At 49.3% G+C, this 12,137-nt stretch carries 11 protein-coding genes; 9 read left to right on the top strand and 2 right to left on the bottom strand.

Annotated features, from left to right (window positions below):
* The first annotated feature begins 40 nt into the window (after positions 1 to 40).
* Positions 41 to 964 carry a GTP cyclohydrolase FolE2 gene (folE2, locus tag AR383_RS16605; RefSeq protein WP_055734137.1) on the top strand — a complete coding sequence of 308 codons (924 nt, stop codon included), beginning with the start codon at positions 41 to 43 and terminating at the stop codon, positions 962 to 964.
* Between the two features lie 3 nt (positions 965 to 967).
* Here folE2 and AR383_RS16600 read toward each other — a convergent pair whose 3' ends face one another.
* Both AR383_RS16600 and mnmL read right to left on the bottom strand, forming a co-directional pair.
* Positions 968 to 2,767 (bottom strand): sensor domain-containing diguanylate cyclase, encoded by a 1,800-nt coding sequence (locus AR383_RS16600; RefSeq protein ID WP_055734136.1) that lies wholly within the window; start codon positions 2,765 to 2,767, stop codon positions 968 to 970.
* 103 nt (positions 2,768 to 2,870) lie between these two features.
* Complete coding sequence (gene mnmL / locus AR383_RS16595) at positions 2,871 to 3,782, bottom strand: tRNA modification radical SAM protein MnmL/YtqA (protein ID WP_055734135.1); 912 nt, start codon at positions 3,780 to 3,782, stop codon at positions 2,871 to 2,873.
* Between the two features lie 174 nt (positions 3,783 to 3,956).
* Between mnmL and AR383_RS16590 the strand changes: the two genes are divergently transcribed.
* The 8 genes from AR383_RS16590 to AR383_RS16555 all read left to right on the top strand — a co-directional run bounded on the left by AR383_RS16590 (position 3,957) and on the right by AR383_RS16555 (position 12,034).
* A complete protein-coding gene (locus AR383_RS16590; protein WP_055734134.1) occupies positions 3,957 to 4,334 on the top strand; it encodes a DUF2750 domain-containing protein in 378 nt (125 codons plus the stop codon).
* Positions 4,335 to 4,457: 123 nt separating this feature from the next.
* The gene (gene tyrS, locus AR383_RS16585; protein WP_055734133.1) at positions 4,458 to 5,744 is read left to right on the top strand and encodes a tyrosine--tRNA ligase; all 1,287 of its coding nucleotides are present in this window, start codon (positions 4,458 to 4,460) and stop codon (positions 5,742 to 5,744) included.
* Between the two features lie 254 nt (positions 5,745 to 5,998).
* Positions 5,999 to 6,427: a GNAT family N-acetyltransferase gene (locus tag AR383_RS16580; protein WP_055734132.1), complete on the top strand. Its 429-nt coding sequence runs from the start codon at positions 5,999 to 6,001 to the stop codon at positions 6,425 to 6,427.
* Positions 6,428 to 6,490: 63 nt separating this feature from the next.
* A complete protein-coding gene (mtnN, locus tag AR383_RS16575) occupies positions 6,491 to 7,189 on the top strand; it encodes a 5'-methylthioadenosine/S-adenosylhomocysteine nucleosidase (protein WP_055734131.1) in 699 nt (232 codons plus the stop codon).
* Positions 7,189 to 8,136: a cobalamin biosynthesis protein CobD/CbiB gene (locus AR383_RS16570; RefSeq protein ID WP_055734130.1), complete on the top strand. Its 948-nt coding sequence runs from the start codon at positions 7,189 to 7,191 to the stop codon at positions 8,134 to 8,136. Before mtnN ends, AR383_RS16570 begins: the two co-directional genes overlap by 1 nt.
* Positions 8,123 to 8,968, top strand: a complete 846-nt coding sequence (locus tag AR383_RS16565; RefSeq protein WP_188407439.1) for a cobalamin-binding protein — start codon at positions 8,123 to 8,125, stop codon at positions 8,966 to 8,968. The genes AR383_RS16570 and AR383_RS16565 overlap by 14 nt, the downstream gene beginning before the upstream one ends.
* A gap of 380 nt (positions 8,969 to 9,348) precedes the next feature.
* Positions 9,349 to 10,920 (top strand): peptidoglycan DD-metalloendopeptidase family protein, encoded by a 1,572-nt coding sequence (locus tag AR383_RS16560; protein WP_055734128.1) that lies wholly within the window; start codon positions 9,349 to 9,351, stop codon positions 10,918 to 10,920.
* 7 nt (positions 10,921 to 10,927) lie between these two features.
* Positions 10,928 to 12,034 (top strand): anhydro-N-acetylmuramic acid kinase, encoded by a 1,107-nt coding sequence (locus AR383_RS16555; RefSeq protein WP_055734127.1) that lies wholly within the window; start codon positions 10,928 to 10,930, stop codon positions 12,032 to 12,034.
* The last annotated feature ends 103 nt before the right edge of the window (positions 12,035 to 12,137 follow it).

The raw sequence follows: 12,137 nt of genomic DNA, 5'->3' as shown, positions 1-12,137 counted from the left end.
ACGCGCTAAGCCTTGGCAGTTTCTGTGGAGAACTACGCGCATGTCTAGTGTAATGCCTGATATCGCCCATTCAGGACGCGCTCAAACCGAAGGTAAGCTCAACTGGGTTGGGATGAGCCAAATCGAAATGCCAATGTTGATTGCCTTTGAAGGCCAACAGCCTAGTCGTGTTAGCGCTCGTATCGAAGCTTTCGTCAGCTTAGATGACCCTCACGCCAAAGGCATCCACATGTCGCGTTTGTATCTGATCTTAGATCAACTGTCGAATCAGCAAATCTTGGATTATTCGGCATTAAACGCCATTTTAGATCAATTTATCGAAAGCCATCAGGACCTTAGCGAACACGCGCGAGTTCGTTTCGATTTTGATTACCATTTACGTCGTCAATCACTGGTATCGGGTAAAACCGGATGGAAAGCCTACCCCACCAGCATAGTGGCCACTCGTCATCAACAGCGCACCGAGATAGAACTCAGTGTTGAAGTGCCTTATTCTTCGACTTGCCCTTGCTCTGCAGCTTTAGCCCGCCAGTTAATCCAGCAAGCTTTTAGCGAACAATTTAGCCAAGAGCAAGTGTCTCGCGACGAGGTTCAACAATGGTTAGGCAGTACTCAAGGCATTGTGGCTACGCCACACAGTCAGCGCAGCATCGCTCAAGTCAAAGTAAAGTTAAATGCCAGCGCCACTGACTTACCCTTAATCGAGCTGATCGATCAGTTGGAAGAGAGCCTACAAACCCCAGTACAAGCGGCAGTTAAACGCGAGGATGAACAAGAATTTGCTCGACTTAATGGCCAGAACCTGATGTTTTGTGAAGATGCGGCGCGGCGTTTACAGCACTGTCTTAACCGCCGTCCAGACATTGATGATTTCTGGGTACGCGTCAACCACCTAGAAAGCCTACACGCTCATGATGCGGTAGGTATTGTTACCAAAGGCCTTAGCCAAGGTTATCAGGCCTAATACTTAGGCGCTGGCGCTGTCTCCGGCACAACAATAACGCGCCTTACCTTGGTGTTTGGCGCGATACAATTGCAAATCGGCAATGCGAACTAACTCGCCATAATCCACGCCCTGTTGAGGCACCACAGTGGCCACGCCAATGCTCACTGAAATATACTCGCCCGCCTCGGAATATTCATGGGGAATTTGAGCTTCCGTCATATTTTTCAGTACGTTCTCAGCCACCAACTTGGCCCCTTCATTACTGGTATTAGGCAATAGAATAGCAAACTCTTCACCGCCGTAACGCGCCACTAAATCAGAGCCGCGCTTCACCGAACGACTGGTCAGCTTGGCCACCTGACGCAAGGCTTCATCACCCTGTTGGTGCCCGTAGTTATCGTTGTACTGCTTAAAGCTATCAATATCTAATAACAGCAAACTCAGCTCTAAGCCTTCGCGGCGATGGGTTAGCCACAACTGCTGCAATTTTTCATCAAAACTACGGCGGTTAGCCACCTGAGTTAGGCTGTCGATGAAACTGAGTTCCTGTAACTGCATGATAGCATCGGCTAATTGCTGCTCGGTGGCCTTACGCTCGGTCACATCCCGAGTAATGAAGATAATTCCGCGCTCACCACTGACATCATCAAAGTAAGGACCTTTAATTACCTCATACCAAATCTGGTGGCCATCATCTAAATACACCAGCTCTTCGTAACGCAGCGGTTTACCGGTTTCAAGAATTTGGCTGTTTTGCACTTGATGTTGTTCTAGTTGTTCGGCGCTTAATACTTCAGTTAAATGTTTGCCTAGTAGCGCATCACTGGTGTAGCCAAACATTTTGGCAAAGGGTTCGTTACCGCCAACAAAGTTGCCTTTATCATCGATAAAACCCAAGGGATCGGGAGTAGAGTTAAATACCGTACGGATCAAGTTATTCTGCCGACCCAGTTCTTTTTCAGAACTCAGCCTATTTTGGTTTTCTTGCTCTAACTGGCGGTTCAGCTCGTGCCATTTAGTTACGTCGTAAGAAACGTTCAGCACCCCGGTCACTTCATCTTGCTGATTTTTTAAGGGGTAAACGTTGTGCTGCAGCAAAATTTGTCGACTATCTGGCGCACTAAACCATTCGGTATGTTGGCAGGGTTTGCCGGCTAATACCTCTGAATCATAGGCCTGACTTAAGCTCAACTCGCGGCGAGTGAGAAAATCGCTTAAACGCTTGCCGGTTAGCTCATTGGGTTTCAAACCATGAAAACCAGCCCAAGCCTGATTACAGCCCAGCAGCCGCTCTTCGGCGTCTTTAAAATAAATGAACTCGGGGATTGAGTTAAGCACGTTAGCAAACAATGCTTGTTCTTGTTCTATGCGATTAAGGTAGCTATACCCTTGAGCATTTTCATAGGCATTGACATACCAAAGCTCACGGCCACGAACCACCTCTAGATTGGCGTAAATTAACAGCACCCGAGCATGCTCGCCAAATTCCAACTTCCAGTGGATCCCTTCCACCCGTGCCTGTTTTTGGTAGGGCTCGAGCAATGCTATTAACTGGTTTAAATGCTCGTGCGAAGAAAACTGCCAGCTTTTGCCACTATTTGATAACTGCACTAACTCACAAAAACGCGGATTAGCAAACAGCACTTGCTTGGCTTCACTATCCAATGTCATTTGCCCAGCCGGTGATTTTTGCATGGCCAAACGCTTGGCACGCACCTTTCTGGCCGCTAAGGCCCACAATATGGTCACCACCACCAACAAAAGACTGAGTAAAGCGATTGAGGCCTGCATCCAAGCCGCCGGATAGAAACTGCCTTGCATTAATTGTCCATTTTTTCCGCAATAGCGCTTACTTTACCTGAATAATTTAAATATTAAAATAATCATTTACTAAACAAGGAATTAGCTCACGCATCGCGGGTAACTAGCGCTGCAAAGCGCTGCCTTGCGGCCCCTCTTTCGCTAACTTTTTAGCAATCGCAGTTAACGCCAACCATTTGCTATGACACCATTCGGGCGCCAGCAATACTGGCGGGCGGGCATGCGCACTCACCCGGTGATAAACCACCTGTGGTGGAGTATGGCGAATCAAACGCACCGCTTGCTCTACATAATCAGCCTGAGTCATTACACTTAAGCGTCCGGCTCGCCAAGCCTTAGCCATGCTACTGCCGTCAACCACATGTAAAGGGTGCAACTTAATGCCTGCTACCTGTTCTGCCAGCACGGCATTTAAAGACGCCATATAATCGTCCGGCCCTTCGCCCGGCAAACCGAGAATCAGATGAGCACACACCTTAAGACCATGCTGATGCGCCCGCGCCAGCGCCTGTTGAAACGCGGCAAAGTCATGGCCTCGATTAATCCGCTTTAAGGTATGGTTATTGGCACTTTGTAAACCTAACTCTAACCACACTTCCTTACCCTGCTGCTGATACTCAGCCAGCATTTCTAATACCGCGTCTGGCACACAATCAGGGCGAGTACCAATACACAAGCCCACCACTGAGTCGTCGGCGAGCGCTTGTTGGTACATACCTCGCAAATACTCCACCTCGGCATAAGTGCTGGTATAAGCCTGAAAATAAGCCAGGTAACGAATGTCTTTATGTTTAAGCTCGGCTTTACGCTCGGCCAACTGCTCAACTATCGACATTTGCTGTTGCTTGGGCTTAACAAAGGCGTCAACGTTACAAAAGGTACAACCGCCACGACCAATACTGCCGTCACGATTTGGACAGGTGAAATCCCCATCAACACTGAGTTTGCGAACCCGCCCACTAAAGTGCTGCTTAATATGACGCCCCAGCGTGTTTACATATAAATCTAACTGCACAACAACTACTTATTCCCATCGACTTAAATCAGCCTTAACATTTCGCGGCTAGTCTAGCGCTGACGCGCCCTAAGGTCGCCGGAATAGATCAATAAGCATAAATAAAGCGAGACTATTTTGCTGACAAGAAACTGTTATACTACGCGCCGCTAAAATCTTACTTAGGAAAACCCCATGAGCCAGCTTTCTGTTATCGAAGAACATGACCGCCTCACCACTAAACAGCGCTACCAACACTTTATCGAGCAGGCGCGTAGCCAGCAGCAAGTGTGGACGCTAAGTGATGAACAGGGCTGCTTAATCATCGAAACCGGTGACGAGAAAGTACTGTTGTTATGGAGTGATGCGGCGCTAGCGGAACATTGGGCCAGTAAAGACCACGCCAGTTTCAAAGCCTTGGCGATTAATTTAGATGAGCTTAAAGAAAAATGGCTACCTGGCATGGCACAGGACGGTTTTGATTTAGCCGTAGCGCCTAGCTTTGCCGGTGAGGGTACGATTGTCGCCCCGCTCGACCTAAGAGAAGAGCTAGTTAGCGGAAAAATTAAATAAACAAAGGATTTAGCTACGCTTGATGTCACTCAGCAGTTTTTTTAGTTAGGACTTAAGTGTAGAATCTTCGGCTCGAAAATTGTTCATTCCCCTAAGGGCTTAGAAATACATACAGGTTAAATTATGACAACAACGGTTAATCCATTATTAGAAGATCTTAAGGCTCGCGGCCTGGTTGCTCAATGCACTGCCGATGAAGAACTGGCCGAACACCTTTCTAGTGGAGCCCGCACCCTGTATTGTGGTTTCGACCCCACAGCCGACAGCCTACACATTGGCAGCCTAGTACCGCTTTTGATGCTAAAACGCTTCCAACAAGCTGGCCATAAACCCCTCGCCTTGGTGGGCGGCGCCACCGGTTTAATTGGTGACCCCAGCTTTAAAGCAGCTGAGCGTAAACTTAACAGCGACGACGTAGTTAGTGGCTGGGTAGGCAAACTGCAAAAGCAAGTGAGCCAGTTCATCGAATTTGGCGAGCAAGCGAATGCCGCAGAGGTGATAAACAACCTTGACTGGATTGGTAGCATCAACGTTATCGACTTCATGCGCAACGTGGGTAAACACTTCAGCGTTAATGCCATGATTAAAAAAGAGTCGGTAAAACAACGTATCGACCGTGACGAGTCAGGCATCTCTTTTACTGAATTCAGCTACATGTTGTTGCAGTCTTTTGACTTTGCTGAATTAAGTGACAAGAAAAATACCACTCTACAAATTGGCGGCTCAGACCAATGGGGCAACATCACTGGCGGTATCGATTTAGCCCGCCGTATGTACGGCAACAAGGTTTATGGCCTGACCATGCCTTTGGTGACCAAAGCCGACGGTACTAAGTTCGGTAAAACCGAAACCGGCACCATCTGGTTAGATCCTAAACGCACCTCGCCTTATGCTTTCTACCAGTTCTGGATCAACACCGCCGATGCCGACGTATACGCTTTCCTTCGTTACTTCACCTTCATCGACGTAGCTGAAATCGCTGCTATTGAAGAGCGTGATAAAGCAGCTCAAGGCCGCCCTGAAGCTCAAGGCATTCTTGCCCAAGAAGTGACCCGCTTAGTCCATGGTGAAGAAGGCCTAGCTTCGGCGATGCGCATTACCCAAGCCTTGTTCTCGGGCGACTTAAGCGAACTTAGCGAATCCGATTTAGAACAGCTCGCGCAAGATGGTCTGCCTACCACTCAACTTGAGCAAAGCGAAGCCAGCTTAGTTGAGCTGCTTACCGCCACTGAATTGGCTAAATCTAACAAGATGGCGCGCGAATTCATCGGCAACGGTGCCGTTTCCGTGAATGGCGAAAAGCTCACCGATCCACAGCTTAACTTGCAAGCTAGCGATGCCCTCTACGGCAAGTTCTCGGTGATCAAGCGTGGTAAAAAACTATTTAGTTTAGTTATCTGGGCTAACTAAAGATTCTTAAGGCGTAGCCGCTAAACCCCTGCTACGCCGCCTTCTCTCTTTCCTTACTTGCTCAGCGCTACCCTGCCTTCTCTTACTCAACTTAATTCACTTAAGCGCTAAGCGCCGCGCTGACTAATGACTAGCTTGTAAACCTCGCGTAGTAAAAAAGTAACAAAATTCTTCTAAGCTGCTTGCAGTTCACTGGTTAAGTCAGTCACTATGGGCTGTTCGGTGAAACTATTTTCATTTGATTAAGGAAAGCTATGCATATTAGGCCTATACAAGAGCAAGACGCCAGTGAAGTAGCGCAACTGGCCAAACAACTTGGTTATAATCCGAGTGCCCAAGCTGTGCTACCGAATATTCATGCCATCTTAGAGAATCCGGCTCATCAAGCCTTTGTTTATGTAGACCAAGAAGACCAGATTATTGGCTGGGTGCATGTGTTTATAGCCTTACGCTTGGGCTCACTTCCGTTTGCCGAAATTAGCGGTATGGTGGTTGACCAAGCCTCACAACAACAGGGCATCGGTCGCGCCTTAGTGAAACAATGCCGCCATTGGGCGAATAGCCGCGGAGTGGGGGAAATTCGCGTTCGCTGTGACAGTACTCGAGAACAAGCCAATCAATTTTATCAACACATCGGCTTCAAACAACGTAAAACCCAACGGGTATTTGTCCGCGAACTGTAGCTGTTCCTACGCCCTGCTTGTGGTAATATTTCGCCTAGTTTTCCCTATGATAAAGAGACGGTTATGACAACAGCGATTATTGGTGCAATGGAACAAGAAGTGGTAGCACTTCGCAAAATGATCGACAACTGCGACACCTATAGCTTCGCTGGTTGCGAATTTTACAGCGGCGAGATTAACCAGCACCCAGTAGTGGTAACCCGCTCAGGCATTGGCAAAGTGGCCGCAGCAATTGCCACAACCGTATTATTGCAACGTTATCAACCGAGCCAAGTGATTAATACTGGCTCGGCCGGCGGTTTCGACGCCAACTTAAAAGTCGGCGATGTGGTGATTTCCGATGAACTGCGTTATCACGACGTAGACCTCACCGCCTTCAACTACGAAATGGGCCAGCTACCAGCTAACCCTGCGGCTTATAAAGCCGATCCTCAGCTAATTGAAATCGCCGAACAGGCTGCCAAACAACTGTCTGGCCATAAAATCGTGCGCGGACAAATCTGTACCGGCGATATCTTCATGGCCGATCCCGAGAGAGTAGCCAAGGCGCGCGCCGATTTCCCCAAAATGGCAGCGGTAGAAATGGAAGGCGCGGCGATTGCTCAAGTTTGTCACTTAGCCGAGGTGCCCTTTGTGGTGATTCGCTCGCTGTCTGATATTGCAGGTAAAGAATCCCCCGCTTCCTTTGATGAATTTTTAGAAACCGCCGCTAAGCACTCTACTGCGCTAGTGGTTGCTATGTTGGAGCAACTCAAAGCCTAATGGACGAGAGCTCTTGGCTTTGGTTAAGCCTTAGCCTGCCACTGCTAGGGATTGCCCTAGAGCGCCTACTGCCGGGACAAACATTGGCCCGGCTCAGTAACGGCTTTGCTTGGCTGGGCGAGCGCCTCGCCACTAAGGTTAATCGCAGTGCCAATGGCCCGCAGCAGCAGCGTTTAGCGGGCAGCATTGCGCTGCTGAGTATCGTAATGCCCATGGCCCTGGGTTTGTGGCTGTTCGCTCGGCTTAACCCACTAACGGTGCTACTAGATGGCTTAGTTTTATTTTGCTTGGTGCAATGGCATGCCCCGATGCATCGCTTCCAACAAATTACCCAACAACTCAATCAACAGCAGCACCAAAACGCCAGAGGCCAACTACGCCCTTGGGTACTACGCGACTGTGAGCACTTATCGGCGGTCGGTGTAGCCAAGGCCAGCGCTGAAATGCTCATACTGCGCTTAGCCGCCAACTGGTTTGGAGTGGTATTTTGGTTCATGCTGGGCGGTATCATTCCCGCCTTATGCTACCGTATCATTGTTGACTTACACTACGCTTGGAACCCCAAACTCAGCCAATATCGACAGTTTGGCAACAGCGCCAGCCGACTCTATCACTTACTCAGTTGGTTGCCCTTTCAGCTGCTGGCTCGCATCATCAGCTTTTACGGAAATTGGAAAACCAATACTCAGGCCTTGAGTCAAGGATTTCGCTGGCCCTACAGTGCAAGCGGCAGCTTACTTAGCGTCACCGCCAGTAGCTTACAAAGCGAATTAGGTGGCCCACGCCACTACCAACAACAAAAGGTCGAGCAAGCTCGCTTTGGTCCCATGCAGCAATACCCCGAGGCGAAGGCGCTAGACCGTTTAGCCTTAAAGTTGAACATGAGCGCCTTGTTGTATTTACTGCTGCTCAGCCCAATTTATGTGGCGCGTATTGTTTATTTATAAGCCGCAGCACTTAATCCGGCTATGCACTGGATTATTGCTGCTAGTGGCCACTATCGGCCATGCCAAGCCGCAGCGTATCATTGCGCTAGCACCTCACCTGACTGAACAAGTATATTCGCTGGGTGCCGGAGAGAGGCTGGTCGCCACCGTTGACTATGCCGACTATCCGGAAGCGGCTAAACAATTACCGCGCATTGGTAACTATCGATACATCAGCATAGAAAGCATCATTACCCTTAAACCCGACTTAGTGCTGGTATGGCAACAAGGTAACCAGCGCCATTTGGCTGAACAGCTGCGTGCGCTGGGGATAAAAGTGTATGTTTCCAAAGGGCAGCGACTCGACGAACTGGCCGAGCAATTTGCCAAGCTAGGGCAAGCCCTGGGCGAGGATGAGCGTGGTCAAGCTCTCAGTCAGAAAGTAAAACAAAAACTACATCAACTGCGCCAACGTTACCAACAACAAGCTAAAGTCAGTGTGTTTTATCAAATGTGGCACCAACCACTGCGCAGCATCTCGGCAAAAAGTTGGCTTAACGACGGTATTGAGTTATGTGGCGGCGAAAACATTATGGCCGAAGCCCCCGCCCCCTATCCGGTACCCTCCGAGGAATGGGTGCTGGCAGCAGATCCACAAGCCATTGTGGTCGTGCAATGGGAATTTACTCACCCTTGGCAGAACTGGCCGCAACTGCAAGCGGTGAAACACCACACGATCTACTCTCTCGACCCAGATAAGGCGCACCGTTTTACCCTGCGCTACTTGGAAAGCCTCACTGCACTTTGCCAAGCACTGGACGATACGCGAAAAAAAAACCACTCAGAAAACTGAGTGGGACGAGAGCATATACGAGTGAAGAAAAATCTTCACTATAGATAATGGAAATCCTGTGCCAGTTTTTGGCAAAACCCACAACATCCAACACATTTAAAACTAACCACCACTTTAACAATAATCAGCAGTCAATAAATCTAAAAACTAGCCAAAACTTTAGTCAACAACCAAGTCATCATCTTCATCTGTAATAACCCAGTAAGCACCAGCTTAAAACGGCTACTTTTAACTTGCACCAAGTTTAGCCAGGGCGCGCTAAATTGGGTCTTAATCACGCTTCAGCCGCCACAGACTAGGCTCAACAACGCCTGCTCTGGCATTCTGCAGAGCATCTGGCTACAATCGCGATAATCACTTGTTTGTATGTTGGAAGTAGATTGCAAAGCTTATTACCTAAACGCCATCGTCGTATTCTTGTTATTCTCTGCCTTGTGGTGTTGGCCGCTTTGCTCATTCCTAGTGAAAAAAATTCTCCCAGCGCCAGTCAGCGCCAAAGCTTAGACTTAAGCCTTAAACCACAAAGCTCTATCGAGTTAAACCAAACCAAGCAAACCCAAGCTGAGCCCTCTTTGGCAGACATCCAACAAAGACCAAAAGAGCCCCAAGAGGAAGTCACTCCTGTGGCGACTACAGCGAGCAACCAGCCAAGCCTAAGCAAGGCCGAAGCTCCCAGCGCCACGGCTCAAGAAAACCCAGCAGCGCAGCCCCTAGCAGAGCCGATTCAAGCGACAGCTATAACAAACAAACTTGGTGATGAAAACTGGCTCAGCCAAATCGAACAAGGTGCAGAGCTACAATTAGGCATGCGCTACCCGCTGCAACTGCAACTTCCGCCCAGCCAACAAGCCAAACCCAACGAGCAGTTTTATACCTTAAAAAGGCAAACCGTGAAATCGGGTGACAGCCTAGCGCTGATCTTTTCCCGGGTGGGTTTAAGTCAACGCACATTGCTGGCTATTGACCAGCTAGGTGGCGAAGCCAAAAAATTACGCACCGTGCATCCCGGCGACGTGCTGGATTTCTATCTTGATGGTAACGACCAGTTGGTTGAACTGCGCTATCCCCAGTCGAAATATCAGAGCCTAGTTATCAACCGTGATGAGCAAGAGCAATTTCAAGCCCGTATCGATACCCAAGACTTAGAAGTCAGAACCAACTTTGCCCAAGGCACCATTAGTTCTAGCTTCTGGAATGCCGGGATCAGCGCCAACTTAACTCAGGGGCAAATTATGGCGCTGGCCGCCATCTTTGGTTGGGATATCGACTTTGCCTTAGATATTAGAAAAAATGACAGCTTCACGGTGTTATTTGAAGAACTCTATGTAGACGGGGAATTTGCCGGACACGGTGACATTATTGCCGCCGAATTTACTAACCAAGGCGAAGTATTTCGCGCCGTACGTAATGAAGATGGCAACTACTATACTCCCGAAGGTCGGCCGATGAGAAAGGCCTTCCTGCGCGCACCAGTTAACTTCAAATACATCAGCTCTAATTTCAATCCTCGTCGCCTGCATCCAGTGACCGGTAAAGTCAGAGCACATAACGGCATTGATTACGCAGCTCGACCCGGCACCCCGATAATGGCAGCCGGCGACGGGCGAGTCACTAAATCAGGCTATAACAAATACAACGGCAACTACGTGTTTATTCAGCACAGCAGCGCCTATGTCACCAAATACCTACACTTGCAAAAACGTTACGTAAAAACTGGCGAACGCGTGAAACAGGGTAAAGTGATTGGCACGCTGGGAGCCACCGGACGAGTCACCGGCCCGCATCTACACTACGAGTTTTTAGTACATGGGGTACACAAAAATCCGCGTACCGTTAAGTTACCGAGTCCTAAGCCGCTACAGGGCGAACAAAAGCAACGCTTTTTGCCGCTGGCAAAAGCCCGTATAGCCCAGCTAGACAATACCAAACGGGTATTGCTAGCCATGAACTAGGCCGCTAATGAAAGATATCTACTTAGGCCTGATGTCGGGCACCAGTATGGATGGGGTTGACGCGGTAGTGGCCGATTTTAGTCAAAGCCCGCCTAGTATTCTGGCCCACCACCAGCAGGCCATTCCCGCTAAGCTACTTAAGCAACTGCATGGCTTGTGTAGCCCCGCAGCTAATGAACTGGTCAACATGGCAGAAGCCAGCGTGGAGGTAGCCGAGCTGTTCGCTCAAGCCGCCAATGCCGCGCTTAAGCTAGCTCAACTAAGCCCTTCACAAGTACGGGCAATTGGTAGCCACGGCCAGACCATTAGACACTTTCCCGAACTGGGTTTTAGCTTGCAAATTGGCAGCCCTAGCCATATTGCAGTGGCTACCCAAATTGATGTTATTGCCGACTTTCGCAATAAAGACATGGCCTTAGGCGGTCAGGGAGCGCCCTTGGTACCAGCCTTTCATCAGGCCATGTTTAGCCATGCTAGCGAAGCACGCTTCATTCTTAATATTGGTGGCATCGCCAATATTACCCGCTTAATACCGCAGCAAGCTTTACTAGGCTACGATACCGGACCGGGTAATACTCTGCTCGACCAATTCTATCAACGTCATCACCCCGAAGGCTTAAGCTATGATGACAAGGGAAGCTGGGGCCGCAGTGGCCAATGTTTGCCTGAGCTATTAACACAGTTACTGAATGATGACTACTTCAAGCTTGAACCTCCCAAAAGTACTGGCCGTGAGTATTTTAATTTGTCATGGCTAGACCAATACTTACAACAGCCCCGGTTTAGCCTGGCCCAAGCGGCGGATATTCAGTGCACCCTGCACCACCTCACCGCGCAAAGCATTGCTCAGCAACTGCAACAACAGCGCAGTGGCACGCTTTATCTGTGTGGCGGCGGAGATAATAATGAGTTTTTGCTGGAGTTACTTACCGAGGCTCTGCCGCAATTAAGGCTGAGCCGTAGTTCGGAGTTAGGTATTGCTGAACAAGCCTTAGAGGCACTGGCCTTTGCTTGGCTGGCACGTTGCTTTATAGAGCAACAGCCGGGTAATGCCCCCTCGGTGACTGGTGCGACGCGGCCAGCCATTTTGGGCGGCTGCTACCCCGCTAACTAGCCTAAGCTTAACTGAGTCAGCAGTGTCCTTGATAGTGATAATCCCCACCGGCTCGCACAAATAGCGATTCCCATCGCTATTACTATTGATTGTAGCCAGCTAT

This window comes from Agarivorans gilvus (assembly GCF_001420915.1).
GTDB classification, from domain to species: Bacteria; Pseudomonadota; Gammaproteobacteria; order Enterobacterales; family Celerinatantimonadaceae; genus Agarivorans; species Agarivorans gilvus.
Note: the sequence above shows the minus strand (reverse complement) of the source record. Positions and strands in the feature narration are given on the sequence as shown.